The sequence below is a fragment of the Mesorhizobium sp. WSM4850 genome, from assembly GCF_055811735.1.
Genome location: NZ_JBVVPV010000007.1, coordinates 11,696 through 38,078, shown reverse-complemented (window position 1 = coordinate 38,078; position 26,383 = coordinate 11,696). Strand labels below are relative to the sequence as shown.

At 62.0% G+C, this 26,383-nt stretch carries 27 protein-coding genes; 21 read left to right on the top strand and 6 right to left on the bottom strand.

The annotated features are described in order from the left end of the window. The first annotated feature begins 85 nt into the window (after window positions 1-85). The 5 genes from AC0L2Z_RS10120 (at window position 86) to AC0L2Z_RS10100 (ending at window position 3,659) form a co-directional block, all read left to right on the top strand. The gene (locus AC0L2Z_RS10120) at window positions 86-793 is read left to right on the top strand and encodes a metal-dependent hydrolase (protein ID WP_128168138.1); all 708 of its coding nucleotides are present in this window, start codon (window positions 86-88) and stop codon (window positions 791-793) included. A 38-nt stretch (window positions 794-831) separates the two neighbouring features. Beyond that, complete coding sequence (locus tag AC0L2Z_RS10115) at window positions 832-1,248, top strand: hypothetical protein (RefSeq protein WP_473627761.1); 417 nt, start codon at window positions 832-834, stop codon at window positions 1,246-1,248. Between the two features lie 92 nt (window positions 1,249-1,340). Further along, complete coding sequence (gene gatC, locus AC0L2Z_RS10110) at window positions 1,341-1,628, top strand: Asp-tRNA(Asn)/Glu-tRNA(Gln) amidotransferase subunit GatC (protein WP_128172398.1); 288 nt, start codon at window positions 1,341-1,343, stop codon at window positions 1,626-1,628. A gap of 7 nt (window positions 1,629-1,635) precedes the next feature. Further along, window positions 1,636-2,094, top strand: a complete 459-nt coding sequence (locus AC0L2Z_RS10105) for a GNAT family N-acetyltransferase (RefSeq protein WP_023801201.1) — start codon at window positions 1,636-1,638, stop codon at window positions 2,092-2,094. Beyond that, window positions 2,094-3,659 (top strand): amidase, encoded by a 1,566-nt coding sequence (locus tag AC0L2Z_RS10100; RefSeq protein WP_128168141.1) that lies wholly within the window; start codon window positions 2,094-2,096, stop codon window positions 3,657-3,659. The genes AC0L2Z_RS10105 and AC0L2Z_RS10100 overlap by 1 nt, the downstream gene beginning before the upstream one ends. 188 nt (window positions 3,660-3,847) lie before the next feature. Here the strand turns inward: AC0L2Z_RS10100 and AC0L2Z_RS10095 are convergent, their stop codons facing one another. Then, window positions 3,848-4,603, bottom strand: coding sequence for a DUF599 domain-containing protein (locus AC0L2Z_RS10095; protein ID WP_023801203.1), 756 nt, complete (start codon window positions 4,601-4,603; stop codon window positions 3,848-3,850). A gap of 161 nt (window positions 4,604-4,764) precedes the next feature. Here AC0L2Z_RS10095 and AC0L2Z_RS10090 point away from each other — a divergent pair, with 161 nt between their 5' ends. The 4 genes from AC0L2Z_RS10090 (at window position 4,765) to AC0L2Z_RS10075 (ending at window position 8,237) form a co-directional block, all read left to right on the top strand. Then, entirely contained in the window at window positions 4,765-6,168 is a 1,404-nt protein-coding gene (locus AC0L2Z_RS10090) for an L-serine ammonia-lyase (protein WP_128168142.1), read from the top strand. A 104-nt stretch (window positions 6,169-6,272) separates the two neighbouring features. Then, window positions 6,273-6,710 (top strand): DUF1489 family protein, encoded by a 438-nt coding sequence (locus AC0L2Z_RS10085; RefSeq protein ID WP_473627760.1) that lies wholly within the window; start codon window positions 6,273-6,275, stop codon window positions 6,708-6,710. A gap of 97 nt (window positions 6,711-6,807) precedes the next feature. Then, a complete protein-coding gene (locus AC0L2Z_RS10080) occupies window positions 6,808-7,539 on the top strand; it encodes a VWA domain-containing protein (protein WP_287174278.1) in 732 nt (243 codons plus the stop codon). Continuing rightward, window positions 7,536-8,237, top strand: a complete 702-nt coding sequence (locus AC0L2Z_RS10075; RefSeq protein WP_198032858.1) for a DnaJ domain-containing protein — start codon at window positions 7,536-7,538, stop codon at window positions 8,235-8,237. The genes AC0L2Z_RS10080 and AC0L2Z_RS10075 overlap by 4 nt, the downstream gene beginning before the upstream one ends. A gap of 44 nt (window positions 8,238-8,281) precedes the next feature. On the opposite strand, the gene AC0L2Z_RS10070 is transcribed toward AC0L2Z_RS10075, so the two are convergent. Continuing rightward, on the bottom strand, window positions 8,282-9,712 hold the full coding sequence (locus AC0L2Z_RS10070; protein WP_473627759.1) for a D-alanyl-D-alanine carboxypeptidase: 1,431 nt from the start codon (window positions 9,710-9,712) through the stop codon (window positions 8,282-8,284). Between the two features lie 329 nt (window positions 9,713-10,041). On the opposite strand from AC0L2Z_RS10070, the gene AC0L2Z_RS10065 reads away from it, so the two are divergent. From AC0L2Z_RS10065 to clpA, 6 genes are all read left to right on the top strand, one after another. Continuing rightward, window positions 10,042-10,371: a phasin family protein gene (locus tag AC0L2Z_RS10065; protein WP_023801209.1), complete on the top strand. Its 330-nt coding sequence runs from the start codon at window positions 10,042-10,044 to the stop codon at window positions 10,369-10,371. Window positions 10,372-10,515: 144 nt separating this feature from the next. Beyond that, window positions 10,516-11,583: an ABC transporter ATP-binding protein gene (locus tag AC0L2Z_RS10060; protein WP_287174274.1), complete on the top strand. Its 1,068-nt coding sequence runs from the start codon at window positions 10,516-10,518 to the stop codon at window positions 11,581-11,583. Between the two features lie 115 nt (window positions 11,584-11,698). After that, window positions 11,699-12,724 carry an extracellular solute-binding protein gene (locus tag AC0L2Z_RS10055; protein ID WP_473627757.1) on the top strand — a complete coding sequence of 342 codons (1,026 nt, stop codon included), beginning with the start codon at window positions 11,699-11,701 and terminating at the stop codon, window positions 12,722-12,724. Continuing rightward, a complete protein-coding gene (locus AC0L2Z_RS10050; RefSeq protein ID WP_473627756.1) occupies window positions 12,724-14,445 on the top strand; it encodes an ABC transporter permease in 1,722 nt (573 codons plus the stop codon). The genes AC0L2Z_RS10055 and AC0L2Z_RS10050 overlap by 1 nt, the downstream gene beginning before the upstream one ends. 461 nt (window positions 14,446-14,906) lie before the next feature. Then, window positions 14,907-15,233: an ATP-dependent Clp protease adapter ClpS gene (gene clpS / locus AC0L2Z_RS10045; RefSeq protein WP_023801212.1), complete on the top strand. Its 327-nt coding sequence runs from the start codon at window positions 14,907-14,909 to the stop codon at window positions 15,231-15,233. A 6-nt stretch (window positions 15,234-15,239) separates the two neighbouring features. Beyond that, window positions 15,240-17,705: an ATP-dependent Clp protease ATP-binding subunit ClpA gene (gene clpA / locus AC0L2Z_RS10040; protein WP_023801213.1), complete on the top strand. Its 2,466-nt coding sequence runs from the start codon at window positions 15,240-15,242 to the stop codon at window positions 17,703-17,705. Window positions 17,706-17,790: 85 nt separating this feature from the next. On the opposite strand, the gene AC0L2Z_RS10035 is transcribed toward clpA, so the two are convergent. From AC0L2Z_RS10035 to AC0L2Z_RS10020, 4 genes are all read right to left on the bottom strand, one after another. Next, window positions 17,791-18,225 carry an HIT family protein gene (locus tag AC0L2Z_RS10035; protein WP_473520459.1) on the bottom strand — a complete coding sequence of 145 codons (435 nt, stop codon included), beginning with the start codon at window positions 18,223-18,225 and terminating at the stop codon, window positions 17,791-17,793. A 118-nt stretch (window positions 18,226-18,343) separates the two neighbouring features. After that, window positions 18,344-19,561 (bottom strand): GNAT family N-acetyltransferase, encoded by a 1,218-nt coding sequence (locus AC0L2Z_RS10030; RefSeq protein ID WP_473627755.1) that lies wholly within the window; start codon window positions 19,559-19,561, stop codon window positions 18,344-18,346. A 41-nt stretch (window positions 19,562-19,602) separates the two neighbouring features. Further along, window positions 19,603-20,331: a glycerophosphodiester phosphodiesterase gene (locus AC0L2Z_RS10025; RefSeq protein WP_023801216.1), complete on the bottom strand. Its 729-nt coding sequence runs from the start codon at window positions 20,329-20,331 to the stop codon at window positions 19,603-19,605. A 7-nt stretch (window positions 20,332-20,338) separates the two neighbouring features. Next, window positions 20,339-20,803, bottom strand: a complete 465-nt coding sequence (locus AC0L2Z_RS10020; protein WP_473627753.1) for a RidA family protein — start codon at window positions 20,801-20,803, stop codon at window positions 20,339-20,341. Window positions 20,804-20,940: 137 nt separating this feature from the next. Between AC0L2Z_RS10020 and AC0L2Z_RS10015 the strand changes: the two genes are divergently transcribed. From AC0L2Z_RS10015 to tsf, 6 genes are all read left to right on the top strand, one after another. Further along, window positions 20,941-21,768, top strand: a complete 828-nt coding sequence (locus AC0L2Z_RS10015) for a cell envelope integrity EipB family protein (protein WP_287317347.1) — start codon at window positions 20,941-20,943, stop codon at window positions 21,766-21,768. A gap of 99 nt (window positions 21,769-21,867) precedes the next feature. Further along, on the top strand, window positions 21,868-23,166 hold the full coding sequence (locus tag AC0L2Z_RS10010) for a hypothetical protein (protein ID WP_473627751.1): 1,299 nt from the start codon (window positions 21,868-21,870) through the stop codon (window positions 23,164-23,166). Window positions 23,167-23,267: 101 nt separating this feature from the next. After that, window positions 23,268-23,546 carry a DUF4031 domain-containing protein gene (locus AC0L2Z_RS10005; protein ID WP_027151900.1) on the top strand — a complete coding sequence of 93 codons (279 nt, stop codon included), beginning with the start codon at window positions 23,268-23,270 and terminating at the stop codon, window positions 23,544-23,546. Continuing rightward, window positions 23,543-24,154 (top strand): LysE family translocator, encoded by a 612-nt coding sequence (locus tag AC0L2Z_RS10000; protein ID WP_287174260.1) that lies wholly within the window; start codon window positions 23,543-23,545, stop codon window positions 24,152-24,154. Before AC0L2Z_RS10005 ends, AC0L2Z_RS10000 begins: the two co-directional genes overlap by 4 nt. A gap of 177 nt (window positions 24,155-24,331) precedes the next feature. Then, window positions 24,332-25,129, top strand: a complete 798-nt coding sequence (gene rpsB, locus AC0L2Z_RS09995; protein WP_473627750.1) for a 30S ribosomal protein S2 — start codon at window positions 24,332-24,334, stop codon at window positions 25,127-25,129. Window positions 25,130-25,244: 115 nt separating this feature from the next. Next, window positions 25,245-26,168: a translation elongation factor Ts gene (gene tsf / locus AC0L2Z_RS09990; RefSeq protein WP_473627749.1), complete on the top strand. Its 924-nt coding sequence runs from the start codon at window positions 25,245-25,247 to the stop codon at window positions 26,166-26,168. The last annotated feature ends 215 nt before the right edge of the window (window positions 26,169-26,383 follow it).

Below are 26,383 nucleotides of genomic sequence, written 5' to 3'. Positions count from 1 at the left end.
CATACGCCGCAAAGGACGCTGTGGGACTTTAATTTCACTGCCGGCGTTCTATCCTTTGGCGAAGCAAAAATCGAGGAAGGCATTCATGAAACTGACCTGGTACGGACATTCCGCGTTTCGCGTCGAAACCGCCGAGGCGAAAATCCTCATCGATCCCTACCTGATCGGCAATCCGTCATGGACGGGCGGCTGGGAAGAGCCGGCGGAAGGGGTCACGCATGTTCTGTTGACCCACGGCCACAGCGACCACATCAGCGGTGCACTCGAAGTGCTCGGGAAAAGCGGCGCCATGCTGGTCGCCAATTTCGAGGTCTGCATGTACCTGGTCGGCAAGGGCGTCAGCGACAAGAAGATCAATCCGGGCAATATCGGCGGCACGATCGATTGCGGCGGCTTCACCACCACCTTCGTCCAGGCGCTGCATTCCTCGTCGTTCCCGGGCGATGAAGGCCAGAACACCTATCTCGGCAATCCCGGGGGCCTCGTGCTGCATTTCCAGGAAGACAAGACGCTCTATCATATGGGCGACACCGACATCTTTTCCGACATGGCGCTGATCAACGAACTGCACGAGCCGAAGATCGGCATCGTGCCGATCGGCGACCGCTTCACCATGGGCGGCGCGGTGGCAGCCCTTGCCTGTCGGCGCTTCTTTCAGTTCGAGACGGTCATTCCCAGTCACTTCGGCACGTTTCCGATCATCGACCAGACCGCCGACAAGTTTGTCGCGGGGCTGGAGGGTTCCGGCGTGAAGGTGGCGTTGCCGGAGATCGGCGGGACGATTAGCTTGTAGAAGACGCTAGGTATAAGGCGCCAAAATGGAGTGAAAACATGGTTTTGAGGGGCTTTCTTTTCATTTTTGTTCTTTCTGTGGCCTCCCCGGCTCCCGCCGCGGAGGACTTCATCAAAGGCGTGTATCTCCAGTCCGAGGAGCTTTGTACGCAGGCCAAGAAGTACACACTGGAGGCGCTGATCGACGCCGGCAACATCGTGCTCTCGGCGCGTGGCCTGCAAAGCGTCGAATACGATTGCGAGTTCCTTCAGATCAGCAAGGCGACGCTATCGCCGAGTTGGGCGGTGACAGCCATATGTCAGGAGCCGGGACATGTCTTTCCGGACGTTCTCTCCGTAACGCAATTGAGCCCGAAGCAGATCGATCTGGTTTCGGTCCGACCTGCGGAAGACGAAAGCGAGGCGAGCGGCAACAGCGGCAGCTTTTTCCTCTGCGACGGTGTGGCCCTGCCATAGACCTTCTGGCTGAGTTCTCGGCACGATGCATGTTGCGCGGCACGCGCCGCGCCGCTATAGCGCGGACTGGTTTTCCCGAGGCACAAGCAAATATGTCCGTTGATCTGCAGACAGTGAAGCGCGTCGCGCGTCTCGCCCGCATTGCGGTGAGCGAGGCGGATGCCGAGCGCATGACCGGCGAGTTGAACACCATTCTCGGCTTTGTCGAGCAGTTGAACGAGGTCGACGTCGCCGGCGTCGAGCCGATGACGTCGGTCATTCCGATGGAGATGAAGAAGCGCCCGGACGTCGTCACCGACGGCAGCAAGGCGGCCGACATCGTCGCCAACGCACCGGCGACCGAAGAGAATTTCTTCCTCGTTCCGAAGGTCGTGGAGTAGCGGGCCGATGGCAATCGAGATCGCCATCGAAACGCCGCTGCAGGACGACGTGCGCGGGCTGGTCAAGGAGCTCAACGACACGCTGCTGGAACTGACGCCGCCGGAGCACTGCTCCCACATGACCGTCGAGCAGATGGCCGACAACGACACGACTGTCTTCATCGCTCGTGACAACGGCCTCGCCATCGGCTGCGGCGCGCTGAAACGCCATGACGGCGCCGTCGGCGAGGTCAAGCGCATGTACACGCGGCCTTCGCATCGCGGGCAGAAGATCGGCGCCGGGATCGTCGAGCGAATCGAGGCGCTGGCGCGCAATGAAGGACTGAAGCGTCTGGTGCTGGAAACCGGCGACCGCCATCCGGCTGCGTGGACCGTCTATGAACGCGCCGGATTTTCGCGCTGCGGCCCGGTGCTGGACTATCCCGATTCCGGGTGGTCGGTGTTTTACGAAAAGAGCCTTGCCTGATGAGCGACCTGACCCACCTGACGATTTCGCAGGCCCGCGCCAAGCTGCGCGCCCGGGAAATCACCGCAACCGAGATCACCGAAGCCTATCTCCAGGCAATCGAGCGGGCCAATCCGGCGCTCAATGCCTATGTCGTCGTAACCGATGACAAGGCGCGCGACATGGCCAGGGCCTCGGACGCAAAGCTTGCGAAGGGCGAGGGCGGGTCGCTCGAAGGCATTCCGCTCGGCGTCAAGGACCTGTTCGGCACCGAAGGCATCCACACCCAAGCCTGCAGCCATGTGCTGGACGGCTTCAAGCCGCACTACGAATCGACCGTCACCGCCAATCTGTGGGCCGACGGCGCCGTCATGCTCGGCAAGCTCAACATGGACGAGTTCGCCATGGGCTCGTCCAATGAGAGCTCCTACTACGGCCCGGTCGTCAATCCATGGCGGCGTTCGCGCGTCGACACGATGGTGATGCCGACCACGCATCAGGGCGATGGCGGTTTTGTCTCGGCCGGCGGCACCAGGACCGCGCGTACGCTGGATAACGCCCAGCTCGTGCCGGGCGGCTCGTCGGGTGGCTCGGCCTCCGCCGTTTCGGCGTTCCTGTGTGCCGGCGCCACCGCCACCGACACCGGCGGCTCGATCCGCCAGCCCGCCGCCTTCACCGGCACGGTCGGCATCAAGCCGACCTACGGCCGCTGCTCGCGCTGGGGCATCGTCGCCTTCGCTTCGTCGCTCGACCAGGCCGGTCCGATCGCCCGCGACGTGCGTGACGCCGCGATTCTCTTGAAATCCATGGCCTCGGTCGATCCGAAGGACACCACCTCGGTCGACCGCCCGGTGCCGGATTACGAGGCGGCGATCGGCAAGCCGATCAAGGGCATGAAGGTCGGCATCCCGAGGGAATACCGCGTCGACGGCATGCCAGACGAGATCGAGGCGCTGTGGCAGAAGGGCATTGCCTGGCTGAAAGATGCCGGCGCCGAGATCGTCGACATTTCGCTTCCGCATACCAAATATGCGCTGCCGGCCTATTATATCGTCGCGCCCGCCGAAGCCTCGTCGAACCTAGCCCGCTATGACGGCGTCCGCTACGGGTTGCGCGTGCCGGGCAAGGACATCGTCGACATGTACGAGAAGACCCGCGCCGCCGGCTTCGGCCGCGAGGTCAAGCGCCGCATCATGATCGGCACCTATGTGCTCTCCGCCGGCTACTACGACGCCTACTATCTGCAGGCGCAGAAGGTGCGCAACCTCATCAAGCGGGATTTCGAAAATGCATTCACTGCCGGCGTCGACGTCATCCTGACGCCGGCGACGCCGTCGGCGGCCTTCGGCATCGCCGACGAGGACATGGCCGCCGACCCGGTCAAGATGTACCTCAACGACATCTTCACGGTGACCGTGAACATGGCCGGACTGCCGGGCATCGCCGTGCCCGCAGGGCTCGACGCCAAGGGCCTGCCGCTCGGCCTGCAGCTCATCGGCCGGCCGTTCGACGAGGAAACCTTGTGCCAGACCGCCCATGTCATCGAACAGGCTGCGGGTACGTTCCAGCCGGAAAAGTGGTGGTAGTGTCGTCTCCCACCTGAAGGGGTGAGGGATGTTCTAACATCTTTCCAAGGTCTTCTGGCTCCTCGTCCAGCCGTTGAATCTGGCGATCCGCACCTCCGGCAAGGAAGGCATCGGCCTGTCTCGCGACGATCCCTTCGTTTCGCTGCAGCTACCAGCACGGCGGTCCGCGAATGGACCGGGCTCGTCGCCTACCGGCTGTCGGGCCGCATCGATCGGCTTTTTCCCGGACCGGGTGTCGGCTCGGGCGGCTGACCAATCACGGCTTGCCGCGCCGCCGAGAAGAACTGGCGACGCACCAGAACCGCCAGCAACAGCAGCGTCGACAGCACGAATACTTTTGGGTCGACGAACCAGCCGAGATAGCCGATCGAGAAGAACACGCCGCGCATGCCGGAATTGAAATGTTTTCCGGCCAGCATGTTCATGCGCGCCGCCCGCCATACCGCCGTCTCGCTGACCGGGTTGCGTGAAGCCTCGCCGTGCGGGATCGGCACCGCACCGATCAGAATCGAGCAATAGTTGAACAGCCGGTAGGCCCAGCCGAACTTGAAAAAGGAATAGGCAAGGATCAGCACCAATCCGAACACCTTCATCTGAAAGGCGGAGCGGGACGACGTCGCGCCGAGCGGCAGGTCGCTCAGCACCGAAACAACCTGATCGGAGGCGCCGAGCAGGGCAAAACAGCCGCCGATCGCAATCAGCGAACTGGAGGCGAAGAAGGCGGTTCCCTGTTGAAGGCCGGCCATGATGGCGGTGTCGACAATGCGGACCTCGCGTTCGGCCATGTTCCGCATCCAGGCTTGACGCTGGACGTTCATCGCCGTCGTCAGCGACATGCGCCTGACCAGCTTTCCGTCGGAGGCGAGCGTATGCAGCACCCACACGAAAACGAAGAAGGCAAGCGCAACGAGGTCTGCCGTCGACAAATGGAAGGAATCGCCCATGCAACCCTCTTACCACAAGCGGTGGCGGCGCTTCGATGGCGGAACGCAACGATGTCGCTGCCGGAGCAAACAAGGTCGGCAGGTGCAGCGCCGCAATCTTCGAAAGAGCGGAAACATCACAGGAATTCCTATATATAGATTCCAACAGGAGAGAGCGGCGCGTGTTCCTTTCGGTTTTCGACCTGTTCAAGATCGGCATTGGACCATCGAGTTCGCACACGATGGGACCGATGACGGCTGCGCGGCGTTTTCTCGACGAGGTCGCGGGAGATGACTGGCCACGCCCGGTCGGCGCCAAGGTCGACCGCATCGCCGCCAGCCTGCACGGCTCGCTTGCCTATACCGGCATCGGCCATGGTTCAGATCGCGCCGTCGTGCTCGGGCTTGCCGGCCAGACGCCGCAGACGGTAGACCCCGATCAGGCGGACGGCATCGTCGACCGCATCGCCGCCGAGAAGCGGATTTCGCCGCCCGGCCATCCGTCCTATCGCTTCGACCCGGCGACGGATCTGGTGCTGGATCGCAAGACGCCGCTTTCCGGCCACGCCAACGGCATGGCTTTCTCTGCCTATGATGCCGACGACCGCCTGCTGCTCAAGCGCATCTACTATTCGATCGGCGGCGGCTTCGTGGTTTCCGAAGAAGAGCTGCAGCGGATGAAGGCGAAGGGCTCGGTGACGACGGAAGGCAAAAACGTTCCATACCCCTTCAAGAACGCTGTCGAAATGCTGTCGATGGCCGCGAAAAGCGGTCTTTCCATCGCCGACATGAAGCGCGTCAACGAAGAGACGCAGATGTCGCGCGAAGAGCTCGACGCCGGCCTCGACGGCATCTGGAGCGCGATGAAGAGCTGCATCGAGCGCGGCCTGTCGCAGGACGGCATCATGCCGGGCGGCCTGAAGGTGCGCCGACGCGCGCGACAATTGCATGACAAGCTGCAGGAGCAGTGGCGGCAGAACCGGCCCAATCCGCTGCTCGCCAACGACTGGCTGTCGATCTATGCCATGGCGGTGAACGAGGAGAACGCCGCCGGCGGGCGCGTCGTCACCGCGCCGACCAATGGTGCTGCAGGCACGCTGCCGGCGGTGCTGCGCTACTGGCTGCATTTCCATCCCGAGGCCGACCAGCCGAGCATCCGCGATTTCCTGCTGACCGCAGCAGCGGTCGGCGGCATCATCAAGACCAACGCTTCGATCTCGGGCGCCGAGGTCGGCTGCCAGGGCGAGGTCGGTTCGGCCTCGGCGATGGCGGCAGCGGGGCTGTGCGCCGTGATGGGCGGCACGCCTGAGCAGGTCGAGAACGCCGCCGAGATCGCGCTTGAGCATCATCTCGGCATGACCTGCGATCCGGTCGGCGGGCTGGTGCAGGTGCCTTGCATCGAGCGCAACGCGCTCGGCGCCGTCAAGGCGGTGACTGCCGCGTCGCTGGCCATCAAGGGCGACGGCGTTCATTTCGTGCCGCTCGATGCCGCGATCGAGACCATGCGCCAGACCGGCCTCGACATGAACGAGAAATACAAGGAAACCAGCCTCGGCGGACTGGCCGTCAATATCGTGGAATGCTGAGCCAAACCTTGCACTGTGGATTGGCGCCGTGGAGAACAGCGGCACTGTGGAGAAAGTCGATTGGGCCAGTTGACGCCTTCGCGCGCCGGACTAAACCTTGATCCATGTCCCTCAATCTCATAAAGCTCTGCGTTGGCTGCGACAGCGTCGAAGATCTCGAAGAGTGGATCGCGTTCCGCCTCGACGAACGGCGGCGCGCCGGTGAACCGGTCGAGCACTACCACACCACCCGCATGACGCCGACGCGCAGCGCCGAGGTCACCGATGGCGGTTCCCTCTACTGGGTAATCAAGGGCAACGTGCAGTGCCGCCAGTTGATCACCGAAATCCGTCCTTTCACCGATGACGAGGGTATCGGCCGCTGTCACCTGATCCTCGATCCCGCGGTCGTGCCGACTGAATGGCAGCCGCGCCGCGCCTTTCAAGGCTGGCGCTATTTGAAATCGTCGGACGCACCGGCCGATCTCTCCAAGGGCAAAGCGGGATTGGTCGAAATGCCGCCGAAACTCAGGCGCGAGCTTGCCGATCTCGGCCTTCTCTAGGAAGGCCCCAAAATTCAAAGCTGCGGTGATCGCCGGCCCTCCAGATAGCCTCATGCTGGGCTTGCAAGCTGTGCGACAACGCCACATCTTGAATGTCATGAGCGACAAGAAGCAGCCCGTGCCCGCAAAGGCCAATCCTGCGCCGGTCGAATCCCAATCGAGCACCGGCGAGATCGACGCGTTTATCCGTCAGGCAAGGACGCTGGCTGCGTCCGCGACCGGTACTGGCAGGCTGATCCTTTCCCTCGACGCGACCATGAGCCGCCAGCCGACCTGGGATCTCGCCTGTGCGCTGCAGGGCGAGATGTTCGACGCCGTCGGCAAGGCCGGGGCGCTCAAGGTCCAACTGGTCTATTTTCGCGGTTTTGGCGAGTGCCGCTCATCCGCATTCGTCACCGATACGAACGCGCTGAAGCAGCTGATGACGCGGATCGAATGCCGCAGCGGCCACACCCAGATCGGCAAGGTGCTCGCCCATGCGCTGAAACAGACGGCGGCGGCCAAGGTCAACGCCCTGGTCTATATCGGCGACGCGATGGAGGAAAATATCGACGATCTGGCGGAAAAGGCCGGCAGCCTCGGCCTGCACGGCGTTCCTGTCTTCGTCTTTCAGGAGGGCCATGATGCCGGCGCGGAAAAGGCGTTCAAGGATATTGCGCGGCTGTCCAAAGGCGCCTGGTTCCGATTTGATCGGCGGGCCGCCGCAACCTTGGCCAGCCTGCTATCGGCGGTTGCGGTGTTTGCGACGGGCGGGCTGAAGGCTCTGGAGGCCAGGGGCAGGCCGGAAGACCGGCTGCTGATCGAGCATCTGCGGAGCGGCAGGAAATGATGGGCGCGACTATCGCATTCGTGGCGTTGCTTTTGGTGCTGCTCGGCGTGGCCATGGTGTTTCTGCGCTCCGACCCCGCGAAACTCGCAAGCTGGATGAGGACGCTTGGGCCTGTCCTGCTGGCGCTGATCGGCGTCGCCGCGCTTCTGGTTGGACGCGCAGGCATCGGCGGCTTGATCCTGTCGACGGCGCTCGCCTGGTATGGCTCGATGCGGATGAAGCGGCCGACGGCGAAACTGGAGCCGGGCAAGTATTCGACGGTGCGCACCGCGGCCCTCGAAATGGAGCTTGATCACGATACCGGCAATCTGGAGGGGCTCGTGCTCGCCGGCCGCCATGAAGGCAAGATGCTAGGCACGATGAGCCTTGCGGAATTGCAGCAGCTTTATCGCGAACTCCCCGGCGACCCGGAGAGCCGCCAGCTGCTAGAGACGTATCTTGACGGCAGATTTCCCATCTGGCGCAAAGACGCGGAGGCGAATGGTGGCGACGGGCTGGGTGTTTCGCCAGGTTCGGGCGCCATGACTAAGGAGGAGGCCTACAAGATCCTTGGTCTTGAAGCGGGGGCCGCCGCGGCGGATGTCCGCAAGGCGCACCGCCGCCTGATGCAGCGCCTGCACCCCGATCTCGGCGGCACTTCGTTTCTGGCGGCGCGGATCAACGAAGCCAAGGACGTCTTGCTCTCCAATCACAACTAGTCTCCTTCGACGCAGAATTCTTCCGGGAGATGTTTCGACGCCGCCTACTGGTGGACGGCGTAGCACTCGATTTTCTTTTTCTTCAGGGCGTTGCAGGCTTTCGAGGCGGCAGTCTTCGAGCCAAAGCCGAACCGGGCGCGGTAGTAGGTGACGCCGCCCTTCTCGAAGGCGACGGTGAAGCCCACAGCATCGGCCAGGACCGAAGGCGCCTGTTTGCTCGTCTCGTCCAGGAGAGCCTGGGCTTCGGACTGTTTTGGCGAAGAGGCGACCTGGACTGCCCAGCCGGACGGCACCGATGCCGTGTTGACGGGATCGACCGTTGCCGGTTCGCCATAGGCTGCTGCGACCCGTGCGGTCGCCACATCGTCCGCCGTAGCGGCGGCCACTGTTTCGACCTTCCTGGTCTGGGAGACGGGCCTGGTCTCAACGACGGGGGTGGCTTCTTCAACGACGGGCTCGGTTTCCTCCACCAGGGAGGCAATGGCATCGCCGTCCGGGGCCTCGTTGTACGCCGCATCGTCGTCCGGCCTGCTGTCCGGCGTCGGCGCGTCGCGCTTGGGCAGGAATACTTTCGCCAGCGCGGTGATCGGGTTGCCACCACTGGCCTTGGCGATCAGCATGCCGCTGCCGCGCGACGACGCCTTCGGCAGGTAGGTTTTGATCAATGCGGCCATCTGGTTGTCGCGGCTGCCGCCGGATTTCCCGCCTATGACCACCGCGACGATGCGGCGATCGCCGTCGTCGACCGAGGAAACGAGATTGTAGCCGGAGGCGCGGGTGTAACCAGTCTTGATGCCATCGACGCCCTTGATGCGTCCAAGCAGGCGGTTGTGGCCGTTGATGCGCCTGCGGCCGTAGAGAAAGGAACGCTGCGAGAAATAGCTGTAATACTGGGGAAAATGCTCCCGCAGCGCGATGCCGAGCACCGCCATGTCGCGCGCGGTGGTGAACTGACCGGGATTTGGCAAGCCGTGGGCGTTGCGGAAAACAGTCCCCTTCATGCCCAGGGCCCGCGCCTTGGCCGTCATCATGTGGGCGAAATTGGCTTCATTGCCGCCGAGAAGTTCGCCGATTGCGGTTGCCGAGTCGTTTGCCGACTTGGTCACCATCGACAGGATCGCGGTCTCGACCGTGATCGCGCCGCCCCGTTTGACGCCGAGTTTGGTCGGCGGTTCGGCAGCGGCATTGGGCGAGAAGACGACCCGGGAGTTCTTGCCGATCTTGCCGTTCGCCATGGCCTCGAAGGCCAGGTAAAGCGTCATCATTTTGGTGAGCGAGGCGGGATAGCGTCGGCCATCGGCATTCGAAGAGTAAAGCACCTTGCCGGTCTTGGCGTCGATGACGATGGCCGCCGACCTCGCCGCCATGGACGAAGCAGCTCCGGCAACGACGAATGTCATCGCCAAAGCGAGGATCATGATCGTTTTCAAGGAGGACGCGGATTTGGAGAGAATGCCCGACAACGCCTGACGCACCGATGGTTCCTTTGAATTTTTGTTGCGGTGGAGGCGGCAAAGGGGTCCTGCCTCACTTCAAGCCAAGCTATCGCGGCCAGCGTTACCAATCCGTTTATGGTAACCGCGGCGTTCACCATTTTCTTCGAGCTTGAGCTTTTCTTTATTCGAATCTTAGCCATTTCCCGACGGTTGCGCCGATCTGCTGGCCGGATGGCACTTGGTGAAACCCAGAGTCGGTGAAACCTTGACTTTTGTGCAGTGCACAATATATTACTTGCATTGCACAACGCGGCCCCGAGAAAAGGCCGCGTCCACCGCTCAAGGACAACTGGCAAGGGATTGCGTGAATGACCCAGACCTATGAAGATTTCAGCAAATACGGCAAGGAGTTTGCGGATAGCGGCTTGAAGAGCTTCGCATCCCTTTCCAAGGGCGCGCAGGCCATCGCCACCGAGGCGGGCGAGTACACCAAGAAAAGCTTCGAGGCCGGCAGCGCAGCAGCCGAGAAACTTTTGTCGGCCAAGTCGCTGGAGAAGGCGATCGAGATCCAGTCCGATTTTGCCAGGCAGTCGTACGAAGCCTTCGTCACCGAAGCCACCAAGATCGGTGACCTCTATGCCGAACTCGCCAAGGAAGCCTACAAGCCGTTCGAATCGATCGTCGCAAAGGCGAAATAATCTCGCTACAAGATGTGAACACGGCCCTTGGGCCAGCAAGACGGACCCGGTCGCGAACGTGCGGCCGGGTTTTTTCATGGCAATTAAGTTTCCAGCCGATCGACGCTGATCTAAACAGCTATGAGCCAGCGTGTCGGAGGGCGAATGATGCATGGGTCGATAAATGATGCCGGCGCTCCGCTAACGCTGGAACACATCAGCCGATGCTTCGGCGACACCCAGGCGCTGGATGACGTTTCGCTGTCGATTGCGCCTGGAGAGATCGTCTGCCTGGTCGGCCAGTCCGGTTGCGGCAAATCCTCGCTTTTGCGGATCATTGCAGGCGTCGATACTGCGGACAGCGGAAGAATTCTGCTCAATGGCATTGAGATCGCGGGCGCGAACAGCTTTGTCGAGCCCGAAGACCGCAACATCGGATTCATGTTCCAGGATTATGCCCTGTTCCCGCACCTGACCGTCGAGGAGAACGTGGCCTTCGGCCTCAAGCGGCTGTCGCGGCGCGAGGCGAGCGCCCGTGCGGCCGAGGTGATCGCCCGAATCGGCATCCAGGCGCTTTCCGGCCGTTACCCACACACGCTTTCAGGTGGCGAGCAGCAGCGAGTCGCACTAGCGCGGGCGCTTGCCCCAAAACCCGTCATCCTGCTGATGGACGAGCCTTTCTCGAACCTTGATCGTGGCCTGCGGGAGCGGGTGCGCGAGGAGACCACTTCAACGTTGAGAGCCTTGGGGACGACGGCGATCCTCGTCACGCACGACCCGGAGGAGGCCCTTTCCGTCGGTGACCGGGTTGTGCTGATGCAGGAGGGGCGGGTTGTGCAGGTCGGGACGGGCTACGATATCTACGATCATCCCAACTCACTCTACGCCGCCGAATTCTTGTGCCCGTGCAACAGGGTAGAGGGCATCTACCGCGATGGCCGGGTCGAAACGGTGCTGGGCACCTTTCCAGCCCGGCTCGATCTTCCGGAAGGCGGCAAGGCGTTTGCCTGCATCCGCCCGCAGGCTGTCTGCCTTTCAGGTTCCGACGAAGGTCTGCCGGCGCTTGTCGTCAACCGCTCTTTTCTAGGTGAGATCGAACAATTGCTGGTCAGGATCGAGGGCGTTGCTGACCTCTTGCGCTTGCGCACCACCAGCCGGATCGATGTAAAGCCGGGTGAGCCGATCCATCTGACCATAGATCCAGGCGGCGTGCTGATATTCGCTGCGGCATAAGTCGCAAGCGCTTTGGTCGCAAAGTAACTTGACTAAATTACTCACATATGATCGAGCAATTCCCGGGCTGTCAACCAATGCCGGCCGCACCAATCAATTAATGGAGGACCGCTTCATGAAGAGCCTTTCCACATTGCGACTCGCCCTGGTGGGCGGCGTCTTCGCCCTCGCTGGCGAGGCCAGGGCCATGGCGGCCGAACTGAACATCTACACCACGCGTGAGCCTGGGCTGATCCAGCCGCTGCTTGACGCCTTCACCGCCTCGAGCGGCGTCAAGGTCAATACAGTCTTCATGAAAGATGGTCTGGCGGAGCGTGTGGCCTCGGAAGGGGAAAGCTCACCTGCCGATATTCTCATGACGGTCGATGTCGGCAACCTAGCTGACCTGGCCGAAAAAGGCCTGACGCAGCCGGTCGAGTCCGATGTTCTGAAAGCCGCGGTCCCGGAGAACCTGCGTGACCCGGCCAACAACTGGTTTGCTCTGTCGATGCGGGCCCGCGTACTCTACGCGGCCAAGGATCTCGATCTTGCCGCGTTCAACTACGAGGACCTGTCCGATCCAAAATGGAAGGGCAAGGTCTGCATCCGGTCCGGCCAGCATCCCTACAACACCGCTCTTTTTGCCGATTACATCGCACATAACGGCGCCGAGGCGACGGAAGCATGGCTTGCCGCCGTCAAGGGGAATCTCGCCCGCAAGGCGGGCGGCGGCGACCGCGATGTGGCCAAGGACATCCTCGGCGGCATTTGCCAGATAGGCATCGCCAATTCCTACTACGTCGGACTGATGCGCTCCGGCAAGGGCGGTGAGGAGCAGGTCGCCTGGGGCGACGCGATCAAGGTCGTCCTGACAACGTTCAAGGATGGCGGCACGCAGGTCAACGTCAGCGGCGCGGCCGTCGCAAAGCATGCGCCGAACAAGGGTGAGGCGGTCAAGCTGCTGGAATATCTGGTTTCCGACGACGCCCAGACACTCTATGCCAAGGCAAATTTCGAATACCCGGTCAAGGCCGGTGCTCCGATCGACCCGATCATCGCCTCGTTCGGCGCGTTGAAAGTCGATCCAGTGCCGATGACGGAAATCGTCAAGCATCGCAAGCAGGCAAGCGAACTGGCCGAGAAGGTCGGCTTCGACAACTGATGGGCGATCCGGGCGTGGGCAGTGCTGCGCCCGGTGATCTCCCGATGTCGGATGTCGACCTGCGAAGAGCCTCCACTGTGAAGGTCGCCCGGTACTGGTCCGGGCGACTGTGGTTCATGGCGACCGTGCTTGTCGCTGTGCTGGTGGCGACTCCGGTTCTCGCCCTTATCTGGCAGGCGCTGCGGGGATCGAGCGGGCTCTGGCCGCATCTCCTCGCCTATGTGCTGCCACAGGCCTTCCAGCAGACCACGGCGCTACTCATCGGCGTCGGTGTCCTCGTCACGCTTCTTGGCACCTCGACGGCCTGGCTTGTCACCGCCTATGACTTTCCCGGCCGCAGGTTTCTCGAATGGGCGCTGCTCCTCCCGCTCGCGGTGCCGACCTACATAATCGCCTACGTCTATCTCGATCTTCTCCATCCGATCGGCTTGGTCCAGGGTGCGCTCAGAGTGGCACTTGGCTTCACCAGCCCACACGAATTCCGCCTTCCCGACATCCGGTCGATGGCCGGCTGCATCGTGCTGCTCGGCTTCGTGCTCTATCCCTATGTGTACCTGACGACGCGGGCAATGTTTCTCACCCAGGCGGCCAATCTAGTCGAGGTGTCGCGCACGCTTGGAAGTGGCAAAGGCGGCGTCTTCTGGCGCGTTGCGCTGCCGCTGGCACGTCCGGCGATCGCCGTCGGCGTCAGCCTCGCGCTGATGGAGGCGCTGAACGACATCGGTGCCTCGGAGTTCCTGGGCGTGAAGACACTGACGGTCTCGGTCTACACGACATGGGTGACGCGGTCCGACCTGCCGGGCGCGGCGCAGATTGCGCTCGCCATGCTGTCATTGGTGGTCGCGCTCGTCACCATCGAGCGTTGGGCGCGCCGTCGTCAGCGTTATTGGTCGAGCGCACAAAAGGCGCGGAGTTTCACACCGCATCGTCTCGGCACCGTTTCGGGTCTGGTGGTTTTTGCGCTCGGCCTTCTGCCGGTGTTCATCGGGTTCATCGCCCCGGCGAGCTATCTTGTCGTCGAGGCGTGGAAGCGCGTCCGTTTCGCAGGGCTGTCGCCCCGGCTCTTGTCGGAAACGCTCAACACCGTCACCCTGTCGGCCATGGCCACGCTCGCAATCCTGCTCTTCGGCGTGATCATCGCCTATACGGCGCGCTCGCTTCCCGGCCGCGTCACGGCGGCTTTGCAGAGGGTTTCCACGGTCGGCTATGCGATGCCTGGCACCGTGGTGGCCATCGGAATATTGTTGCCCGTCGCGGCCCTCGATCAGATGATCGACCGAACCGCGCTAGCATGGCTGGGCGCGCCAACCGGCCTGCTGCTGATCGGGTCAGGAGCAGCGCTCGGCTACGCCTATGTCGCACGCTTCCTGGCGATTGCGGTCGGTTCGGTCGAGGCGGGCTTCAGCCGCATTCCGCGCTCGTTCGATCACGCCGCGCGCAGCCTCGGCCAGAATGTGACTGGCACATTCCGGCATATTCTTCTGCCGCTTTCGAAACCGTCGCTCGTCGCTGCGGGCTTGCTCGTGTTTGTCGATTGCATGAAGGAGTTGCCGGCGACGCTTCTGTTGAGGCCGCTTAATTTCGAGACCCTGGCGACGCATCTCTACGGCGAGGCGGCGCGCGGGACCTACGAGGAAGCCTCGATCGCGGCACTTGCCATAGTCCTCGTCGGCACCTTGCCTGTCGCTGTTCTCGCTCGTGTTGGACGATGGAAATCCTAAGTGTGTCCGGCCTAAACAGACTCGCTGGCACCTAAAGCGCGTCTGAAGGGATCATGCGACTCCAGGTTCGTTATTCAGATGCATGTTGTTTCGTTAGCTGACGCATCTACGATAAATCGTAAGTGCTCCACGCCTATCGGATCGTGCCGCCAAAGCGACGGGTCGGAAAACCGCTCAACCTATCGACCGAAGCAGTGGGCAGCATGACAGAGTTCAGGCTTCGTTTTCCCTTGCCGTTGACTAGCGTACTTTCGATGCGATGCCCTCAATTTGAAATCAGGGGCTCTGTTGCCTTCACGATTTCGAAAAATCGGTCAAGTTTGGCCACCTAGCCATATTGTCAGCTAAACAGAAGGGCTTAAAATCGTTCATCGAAGACCTACATGTCGAACTCATATGGGGATTCGAAAAGGCAGGGTTACGTGACGACAGGTTTGACTGCCACAACAGATGTGGTGCGGATGCAAAACGGCAGCGACGGCAACGAGACCGGTCGCGGCACGGCCGTCATCACGCGCACCAAAACCAAGACCAAGAAGCCTAGCCTTTATCGGGTCCTCATTCTCAACGACGACTACACACCCATGGAATTCGTGGTTCACGTGCTGGAGCGCTTTTTCCAGAAGGACCGTGAAGCCGCCACACGCATCATGCTTCATGTTCACAATCATGGAGTGGGCGAGTGCGGGGTCTATACATTCGAGGTGGCCGAGACCAAAGTGTCTCAGGTCATGGATTTCGCCCGACAGAATCAGCATCCGCTGCAATGCGTGATGGAGAAGAAGTGAGGTAACATGCCGGCTTTCTCCCAAGGCCTGGAAAAGGCGCTTCACCAGGCGCTGACGCTCGCCAATGAGCGGCACCACGAATACGCAACCCTTGAGCATTTGCTGCTCGCGCTCATCGACGACACCGAGGCGGCCGCGGTCATGCGCGCCTGCAACGTCGATCTCGACGAGTTGAAGCACACGGTTCTCACCTACATCGATACCGAGCTTGACAATCTCGTTACCGGCTATGACGAGGATTCCAAGCCGACGGCCGGTTTCCAGCGCGTCATCCAGCGCGCGGTGATCCATGTGCAGTCGTCCGGCCGCGAGGAAGTCTCCGGCGCCAACGTGCTCGTTGCCATCTTCGCCGAGCGCGAGAGCCATGCCGCCTATTTCCTGCAAGAACAGCAGATGACCCGCTACGACGCGGTCAACTACATCTCGCATGGCATCGCCAAGCGGCCCGGCGCGTCCGAGACGCGGTCGCCGCGTGGCGCCGATGACGAGCAGGGCCAGAGCGGCGCCGAGCCGCAAGAGGACAGCGGCAAGAAAAAGCAGCAGCAGGACGCGCTGACCGCCTATTGCGTCAATCTGAACAACAAGGCCAAGGCCGGCAAGATCGATCCGCTGATCGGCCGCGAGTCCGAGATCAACCGCACCATCCAGGTGCTGTGCCGCCGCTCCAAGAACAATCCGCTCTATGTCGGCGACCCCGGCGTCGGCAAGACGGCGATCGCCGAGGGCCTCGCCAAGCGCATCGTCGAGGGCGACGTGCCGGAAGTGCTGCACAACGCCACCATCTTCGCGCTCGACATGGGAACATTGCTGGCCGGCACCCGCTATCGCGGTGATTTCGAGGAGCGGCTGAAGCAGGTCGTCAAGGAGCTTGAGGATTATCCGGGCGCGGTTCTGTTCATCGACGAGATCCACACCGTGATCGGGGCAGGAGCGACGTCTGGCGGCGCCATGGATGCATCGAACCTGTTGAAGCCGGCGCTGTCGTCCGGAACGATCCGCTGCATCGGCTCAACCACCTACAAGGAGTTCCGCCAGTTCTTCGAGAAGGACCGCGCCTTGGTGCGGCGCTTCCAGAAGATCGACGTCAACGAACCGACCATCGAGGACGCTATCGAGATCATGAAGGGTCTCAAGCCCTATTTCGAGGAGTTCCACAAGGTTCGCTACACGGCTGAGGCGATCAAGGCTTCGGTTGAACTGTCGGCGCGCTACATCAACGACCGCAAGCTGCCGGACAAGGCGATCGACGTGATCGACGAGACCGGCGCCTCGCAGATGCTGGTGCCGGAGGCCAAGCGCAAGAAGACCATCGGCATCAAGGAGATCGAAGCGACGATCGCCACCATCGCCCGCATTCCGCCGAAGACGGTTTCCGCCGACGACGAGAAGGTGCTGGCCGGTCTCGACATCGAGCTGAAGCGCGTCGTCTACGGTCAGGACACCGCGATTACGGCTTTGACCTCGGCGATCAAGCTGGCGCGGGCCGGCCTGCGCGAACCGGAGAAGCCGATCGGCTCCTATCTGTTCTCGGGACCGACTGGCGTTGGCAAGACCGAAGTGGCAAAGCAGCTCGCCGCCTCGCTCGGTGTCGAGCTGATCCGCTTCGACATGTCCGAATATATGGAACGCCACACCGTCTCACGGCTGATCGGTGCGCCTCCCGGCTATGTCGGCTTCGACCAGGGCGGCCTGTTGACCGACGGCGTCGACCAGCATCCGCATTGCGTGCTGTTGCTGGACGAGGTCGAGAAGGCGCATCCGGATCTGTTCAACATCCTGTTGCAGGTCATGGACCATGGCAAGCTGACCGACCACAACGGCAAGCAGATCGACTTCCGCAATGTCATCCTGATCATGACCACCAATGCGGGCGCCTCGGATGCGCAGCGCGCGGCTATCGGTTTCGGCTCGACCAAGCGTGAAGGCGACGATGTCGAGGCGATCAACCGGCTGTTCACGCCGGAGTTCCGCAACCGTCTCGATGCGATCATCCCGTTCGGCTCGCTGCCGGTGCCGGTCATCCACCAGGTGGTGCAGAAGTTCGTCATGCAGCTCGAGGCCCAGCTCTCCGAGCGTGGCGTCACCTTCGACCTGTCGCAGGAGGCGATCGCCTGGCTGGCCGAGAAGGGCTATGACGAGCGCATGGGAGCACGGCCGCTCGGCCGCGTCATCCAGGAGCACATCAAGAAGCCGCTGGCCGACGAGGTGCTGTTCGGCAAGCTCAAGAAGGGCGGCACGGTGCGTGTCACCGTCGACAAGAAAGAGACCGGCGAAACCGGGCTGAAGCTCGAGTCGCTCGCCGACGAGGCGCCGGTCAAGCCGAAGAAGGAAGAACCGGACGACACGCCGAAGCCCAGGAAAGCTGCCGGCAAGAAGCCGGCCGCGAAAAAGGCGGTCGCGCAGAAGGCGGAGCCCAAGGGCAAGGACGGCAGCAAGCGCAGCCTGGTGCCGCAACTCCCCCGCAAGGGATGATGGCCTGAAAGCTAAAAAAGGCCCCGGAAACGGGGCTTTTTTACTTCGAGGGGCTGGTGGGCGGCCGGACGTGCGACGCCCGGCATCAGTTTGTCAGCGCCGTCCGTATCTTGCCAGCGTTCTCCGCCAACACTTCCGGCTTCTCCATCTGCCCACTATGCGGCTTCAAAGGGATGCCCTCGAAGCGTGGAATGACATGGACATGGAGGTGGTAGACGGTCTGGCCCGAAGCAGGCTCGTTGAACTGCAGGATGGTGACGCCATCGGCGCCGAAGGCCTTCTTCACCGCCACCGCCACCTTTTGCACGACGGCGAAGAGTGGGCCGAATGTTGCCGGATCCGCGTCAAGCAGGTTGCGCGACGGTGCCTTCGGCACAACCAGCGTATGACCCGGCCCTTGCGGCATCACATCCATAAAGGCGACAACCGCGTCATCTTCATAGACGCGATGCGACGGGATTTCACCGCGCAGGATTTTCGCGAAGATATTGTTGCTGTCGTAGGTGGTTTGTTCGGCCATGGCGTGCGCTCCGGATTGTGCCTTGCTCCTACCCCATCGACCCGACAATCGGAATCGATCTTCGGAAAGTACGATGCTTTCGAGCGTACTTTGTGCGTCCAATTGGACGCATGTCGCTCTAATCGTCCGCCAGATCCTTGCGGAACGGGGTGTGCTCTTCGAGATAGCCGGCCATCCGCTCCACTTCGCGGCGCTCGCGCCTTAGATAGTCGGCGACCGCGTTACGCAAGCCGGGATGCGCGATGTAATGCGCCGAATGCGTGGTCACCGGCCTGTAGCCGCGCGCCAGCTTGTGCTCGCCTTGCGCGCCGGCTTCGACCACTTTCAGCTTACGGTCGATGGCGAAGTCGATCGCCTGGTGATAGCAGACCTCGAAATGCAGGAAGGGGTGGTCCTCGATGCAGCCCCAGTTGCGCCCGTAGAGCGCATCGGAGCCGATGAAATTGATAGCGCCGGCAATGTAGCGTCCATTGCGCTTGGCCATCACCAGCAGGATGTCGTCGGCCATGCGCTCGCCGATCATCGAGAAAAACGCGCGGCTGAGATAGGGCCGCCCCCATTTCCTGCTGCCGGTATCCATGTAGAAGGCAAAGAAGTCGTCCCAGACCCTTTCGGTCAGGTCCTTGCCGATCAGCCAGTCGATCGAGATGCCGTGACCGAGCGCCTCGCGCCGCTCCTTCTTCATCGCCTTGCGCTTGCGCGATGCCAGAGTGGCGAGAAAATCGTCGTAGGTCGAATAACCTTCATTGAAGAAGTGGAACTGCTGGTCGGTGCGGTGCAAAAACCCCGCCGCTTCCAGCGCTTCGACATCCCTCAGCTGCGCGAAAGTCACATGCGCGGAGGAAACGCCGAGTTTTTCCGTCACCGCCTTCAGGCCGGCTGCCAGGCCGGCCTTCACGGCGCGACTGTCCTCGCCCTTGTTGACCAGCAGGCGAGGGCCGGTGACCGGCGTGAACGGCACGGCGCATTGCAGTTTTGGATAGTAACGCCCGCCAGCGCGCTCGAACGCGTCCGACCAGCCGTGATCGAATACATATTCGCCCTGGCTGTGCGATTTCAGGTAGCAGGGAATGGCACCGAGCAGCTTTCCCTGCGCTGTCTCGAGCCTGAGATGATGGCCCTGCCAGCCGGTGCGCCGCACGGCGCAGCCGGAATCCTCAAGAGCGCTCAAAAAAGCGAACGAAACAAGTGGGTTGTATCCGTTTTCTGTATCGCCGCGTGAGGTTCCGCCGAGGCCATCCCATTCGGCGCAGGTGAAGGCTCCGATGCCGGAGGCAACCCGGATCGCATACTCTCCATTCGCCGTTTGCCCGTCGCCTTCATCGCCTTGATCCATGAGGCCTATTTAAGCTCCGTGCCGGTCCATGCAAGCTCAGTTCAAGCGACCTGCACAAGATCCGGCTCAAATCCTTCGAACGTCATCTGGTCGGCATATCTGAAGGTCAGGTCGACCGCCGGTTGGTCGAGCACGGTCCACGTGATGACCGGCATTTTGAGCCTTTCGCGCACGAAACTGACAAACTGGTTCGGCAGGTCGCCGGCGGCGTAGGAGGCGAAGGCGATGTCGTGCGCCAGCATGGCGAAATGCGCCTCGATCAGCTTGACTTCGTTGCCATAAGCGGTCAGTCCGCCCGGAATGCCGGGCGCGTGTTTTGGGAAGTCGCGGATCAGCCAGTGGTCGAACGACATGATCGCCGCCTTGCCCCTGTAGTTCTTGAGCATCTTGCCGACGCTTTCCACCAAGCCTTCGTCACGGCCGGGAACCCCTTTCAACTCGACGACCACCGGCACGCGACCATCGACCAGGTCGAGGGCCTGCTGCAGCGTCGGCAGACGATCTGATGTGCCGCCGATCTTGAGGGCCGTCATTTCTGCTGCCGTGCGCTGCCAGACGAAACCGTCCTGGCCGGTCAGCCGCTTCAGATCGCCATCGTGGATGATCACCGGGATGCGGTCTGACGACAGATGCACATCGCATTCGATCGCATAGCCGCGTTCAGCCGCAGCGGCAAAGGCGGAAAGCGTGTTCTCCCAGCGCGTCTTGTTCATGTCGTGGAGGCCGCGATGGGCAATGGGTCGGGCGGTCAGCCATGAAAGGTCGGTCATGCCGGGCTCATTCGACTTCGAAGATGGCTTCGATTTCCACTGCGGCATTAAGCGGCAGGGAGGCGGCACCGACGGCGGCGCGAGCATGCTTGCCGGGATCGCCGAGCACTGCAACCAGTAGATCCGAGGCGCCGTTGGCAACCAGGTGCTGCTCGAAAAAATCCGGCGCCGAGGCGACGAAGACGGTGATCTTCACCACGCGGCGGATTTTCTCGAGATCGCCAAGTGCTGCCTTGGCCTGCGCCAATATGTTGATCGCGCAGTATTTTGCCGCTTGCTGGCCGGTTGCGATGTCGACATCACGGCCGAGCAGGCCGCTCGCCTGCAGCTTGCCCTCGCTGAGCGGCAGCTGTCCGGCGATGAACAGCAGATTGCCTGATCTGCAATAGGGCACGTAGTTGGCGGCGGGCGCGGCAGCGACCGGAAGCGTCACGCCGAGATCGCATAGCCGCTTTTCGATTGTTTCAGTCATGGTATTTCCCTATTGCTTGATGACGCTGCGCAGGCCGGGCCGAAATTGCAATTTTTGCCTCGCTTCCGCCACGACTTTTTTTAAGCTGGACCTCTTTCCCTGCGGCCTGCCATCAGGCGCGATGATCGGAGCCCCTCATGCGCGCAACACGCCTCGCATTCCACGCTGTCCTGCTGCCAGCGGTGTTCTCGATGGCGCCGGCTTTTGCCGTGCCGGCGCTGCAGGCGCATCGCGCGGTTTACGATCTGACCCTGGACAAGGCCTCCGACCGCTCCGGCATCACCGGCATTTCCGGCCGCATGGTCTACGAGTTCAACGGCTCGCCTTGCGAAGGCTATACGGTGAAGTTCCGTTTCGTCACCCAGATCGTCACCAACGAGAATACAAGGCTGACCGACCAGCAGACGACCACTTTCGAGGACGCCGAAGGCAAGACCTTCTCGTTCGTGACAAAATCCTTCGTCGACCAGACTCTCGACAAGGAGGTCAAGGGCACCGCGACTAAGGAAACGAAGGGCCTCAAGGTCGACATCGACAAGCCGGAGCAGAGCAGCGTCGAACTGCCGGCCACCCAGTTTCCGACACAGCATCTGGTCGAACTGATCGACAAGGCCGAAAAGGGCGAAAATTTCTACGAAACCAACCTGTTCGACGGTTCGGAAGATGCCAACAAGGTGATGACCACCACCGTCGTCGTCGGCAAGAAAACCGATGCCGACAAGACCGATCCGGAAGTGCCGGCACTGGCAAAACTCGCCACCGACAAATACTGGCCAGTCGACATCGCCTATTTCGACAGCACCGACAAGTCAGGCGAGGAGGTGCCGGAATACCGGATCAGCTTCAAGCTGCATGAGAACGGCATCACGCGCGACCTGCTCATGGACTACAACGACTTCTCGATGACCGGCAAGCTGGTCAATCTTTCGCTGTTCGATCAGACGAAACCCTGTCCGCCGAAATAGAGCCTTGGGTTAGCCACGCCCGCAAGGCGGCGGCGAATGACTTGAACACGCCGCAATTGCATTTCAACCTCTACGCCGAGGGATCGATCGGGGGGTGGGTTGAGCAAAATCGATGTGTTCGTGGCGCCGACGCCCAATCCGGCGCTGATCAGGATCATGACTGTCGTCAACCGGGTCGTCATGCTGCGTGGCATTCCCGGGTTTCGCGACCTGTTGCCGTTCAACCGCGTGGCCGGATTGCGCGGTGTCGCCAATGTCCGCCATATCGACTTTCCCGACGAGGACCGGCAGCGGCTGAAGGCCTGTTGCGGCGCAGGCAAGGCAACGTTCATCACGCCCAACCATCCGGAATTCTTCACCGACTGGATGATCGACAAGGAGATCGTCTCGAGGGTCAGTCCGCTCGCGGCATCCTGGGCCACGCATGGCGTCGTCAACGGCCTCGGCCGGATCATGCAGAAATTCTGGCTGGCCAACAATCTGATCGCCCAGATACCCGGCAACAGCGGCGCTGCCAAGGAACACTCGATCGCCTGGGCGCTGAAAGGGCATGGCGTTCTCTTGCATCCCGAAGGCGGCGTCGGCTGGCATGGCAATGTCGTCGCTCCGCTTCTTCCGGGGGCGGTCGAGATGGGGTTCGAAGCGCTCAAGCGCGGTCGCGTCACGGATCAGGATTTCAAAGTCTGGATCGCGCCGGTCGTCTGGAAGCTCGCCTTCACCAAAAATGTCGAGCCGGCGCTGGCGCAGGAATGCGCCTATGTCGAGAAAAGCCTGAAGATTGAGCGCCGTGCCGCCGATACGCTGCCGGAGCGCGTCCACCATATCTATGCGACGCTGCTGTCGCGCGATGAGATTGCCTGCGCCAGGGCGCCCGACGAACGGGCTTCGTATGCTGCGCGGCACAAGCAATTGCTGCTCGAATTGAGCCGGCGCCTGGGGGAGGGTATTTCGGTCGATCCCGGCGCCAGCGAGATCGCCGAGCTTTTGCGCCGGGCGCGCCGCTGGCTGCGGGAAGGCACCGGCGACGCCGAGCGACAAAAACAGATCCGCTCGCTGGCGGACACGATCCAGCGTCTCCAACGCGTCGGACCGTGGGCCTCAGCCAATCCGCGCATTGCGCAAGAGGAGATCGCAGAGCATCTGAAGCGTATCCGCAACGATTATTGCAAGGGCACGCTGCGCGACACGATCAATTGCTTCGTACCGCAACCGGCCGGGCCGCGCTGCGCGCATATCCGGGTGCCGGAGCCGTTGGGATTGCACGCCTTTCCGGGCTCTATCGACGATGCCTTCGCCGAACTGCACCGGCGCATGCAGGCGGCCGTCACCACGACCGTGGCCGAACTCGAAGCCGCCGGCAGCTTCATTTTCTATCCGAATCCCTTCTATCATCGCTAGGATTGGCATCTCTAGCATTGGCATCGCTGACGTTGGATCTCGGCTGCGGGTGAACTGCGGCTCCGCTGGTCGGCCCAAGATGAAGGAGTGCGGCAAGCCTCATGGCGGTCTATGTCGACGCGGCGATCTGGAAATGGGTCGGCCACCGCTGGTGTCACCTGCTGGCCGACGACACCGACGAGCTGCATCGTTTTGCAGCACAGCTCGGCGTCAAGCGCTCGTCCTATCAGGGGCCGCCGAAGACATCGGCGCCGCATTATGACATAACCGGCTTCGAGCGCGACCGTGCGGTGCGGCTAGGCGCCGTCGAATGCAGCCGCGAGGAGATCGTTGCTGTTTTCCGGCGGGTCCGCGTGCCGAAGGGGAAGATACGACCATGACGTTGACGGCATTTCTGGCTTACTGCGCTGCGATCACATTCGCCGCCGCCACGCCTGGCCCGGCGGTATTCACGGTCATTGCCAACGGCGTTTCGCGCGGGTTCGTTCGCGCGTTCCTGGCTGGCCTCGGTATCGCCGCCGGCGACGCGGTGCTGGTGACTTTGGCGCTGCTCGGTCTCGTGGCACTGGCACAGACCTTCGAATGGGTTTTTCTCATCTTGAAATATGCGGGTGCAGCCTATCTGATGTTTCTTGGCGTCAGGATGTGGAGATCGGCTTCCGCGCGATCGAATGGACTGGAGGTTACGCAGGCAAGACTGTCTCGATCGTTTTACCTCGGCATCTCCATCGCATTGGGCAATCCCAAGGCGATCCTGTTCCACGCCTCCATCATGCCGTTGATCCTCGATCTCAATGCAATGAACTTCGCTGAGGGGCTGCTCGTGGTTACGGTCGTGATCGGCGTCAACATTATCACTATGGGCGTCTATGCGGTGCTTGCCGGGCAGGCTTCGGGCTGGTTCAAGACGCCAAGGCGGATGCGCTTGATGAACAGGTTTGCCGGCGGCGCCATGATCGGCACCGGTGCGCTGATCGCCGCACGCTGAGCCGCAAGATACCGCAGCGCTTGCGTTTGCCGCGCATCCCCTCTATATGCGCGCTCATTCCACACACGGACTTTGGTGTCTGCCCGGGAGAAATCCGGCTGAAACCTCCGGTGGCGTTCGAGGACAAAGTCCAGAAATGCCTGTGTCCGTGGAGGCTAACCGGAAAAGGACATAACAATGGCTCTGCCTGATTTCAGCATGCGCCAGCTTTTGGAAGCTGGCATTCACTTCGGCCACCAGACCCACCGCTGGAACCCGAAGATGGCGCCCTATATCTATGGCGCCCGCAACAACATCCACATCATCGACCTCTCGCAGACGGTGCCGCTGCTGCACCAGGCGCTGAAGCAGGTTTCCGACACCGTCGCCAAGGGTGGCCGCGTGCTGTTCGTCGGCACCAAGCGCCAGGCGTCCGACATCGTCGCCGACGCCGCACAGCGCTCGGCCCAGTACTATGTCAACTCCCGCTGGCTCGGCGGCATGATGACCAACTGGAAGACGATCTCGAACTCCATCCAGCGCCTGCGCAAGCTTGACGAGATGCTGGCTGGCGAGGCCCAGGGGCTCACCAAGAAGGAGCGCCTCAACCTCGACCGCGAGCGCGAAAAGCTCGACAAGGCGCTGGGCGGCATCAAGGACATGGGCTCGACGCCAGACCTGATGTTCGTGATCGACACCAACAAGGAAGCGATCGCCATCCTCGAGGCCAAGCGTCTCGGCATCCCGGTCGTCGCCATCATCGATTCCAACTGCGACCCGGACAAGATCGACTTCCCGATTCCGGGCAATGACGACGCGGCCCGCGCCATCCAGCTCTATTGTGATCTGATCGCCAAGGCTGCAATCGACGGCATTGCTCGCCAGCAGGGCGCGCTTGGCATCGACGTCGGCGCTTTGGCCGAGGCTCCGATCGAGCCGGCACTCGAGCCGACGCCGGCCGCCGAGACACCGGCCGCCCAGACACCGGAAGCGTAACAGCGAAGGCCGGTTTCGGCCTTCATTTCTCATATTTTGGCGCGCTGAGCGCTGGCGCCAGGCGCATCATCGAGGACCGGTGGTGCGTCGGTGCATTTTAAACGAAGAGGCGACAATGAGCATTTCGGCTGCACAGGTCAAAGAACTCCGCGACTTGACCGGCGCGGGCATGATGGACTGCAAGATGGCGTTGAACGAGACCAACGGCAACATGGAAGAGGCCGTCGACTGGCTGCGCAAGAAGGGCATCTCCAAGGCCGACAAGAAGGCCGGCCGTACCGCGGCCGAAGGGCTCATCGGCGTCGATTCCGGCGTGCGTGAGGCGGCGATCGTCGAGGTCAATTCCGAGACCGACTTCGTTGCCCGCAACGCTGCCTTCCAGGAGATCGTCGCCAATGTCGCCAAGGTGGCGCTCGCCTATGGCGGCAAGACCGAGGCCGTTGCAGCCGCCCCGTATCCGGGTTCCGACAAGTCGGTTGCCGACACCATCAAGGACGCTGTCGGCACCATTGGCGAGAATCTTGGCTTCCGCCGTTCGGCCAAGCTCATCGTCGAGCAGGGCGCCGTCGCAACCTACGTCCACAATGCGGTTGCCGACGGCCTTGGCAAGCTCGGCGTGCTGGTCGCCATCGAGACGTCAGGCAACGCGCAGGCCGCCAACGCCTTTGCGCGTCAGGTCGCCATGCATGTAGCCGCCACCAACCCGATGGCGCTGACCGCGGAAGAACTCGACCCGGCGGCGGTCGAGCGCGAGAAGGCGATCTTCGCCGACCAGGCGCGCCAGTCCGGCAAGCCGGAAGCGATTATCGAGAAGATGGTCGAGGGCCGCCTGCGCAAGTTCTACGAAGAGGTCGTGCTGCTCAAGCAGGCTTTCGTGCTCAATCCTGACATCACCGTCGAGAAGGCGCTGCAGGATGCCGAGAAGGAAATCGGCGCACCGGCCAAGATCACTGCCTATCTGCGCTTCGCGCTCGGCGAGGGCATCGAGAAGGACGAGACCGACTTTGCGGCGGAAGTCGCGGCGGCGGTCAAGAAGTAAAACGCACTCCATCTTTCTGAAAAGACTTTACGGCCGGGTGTTCGCGAGGATGCCCGGCCGATTTGTTGCGCGGTATCGATGAACGCCATGCGTCGGCGACAGGCCGGCTGACTATCTGCTCATGCCCGGATCTGCTCATGCCCGGATCTGATCATGCCCGGGTCTGCTCGTGCAAGTTGCATTTGCCGGTGTAAGCCAATGGCTGGAAGAGCGTT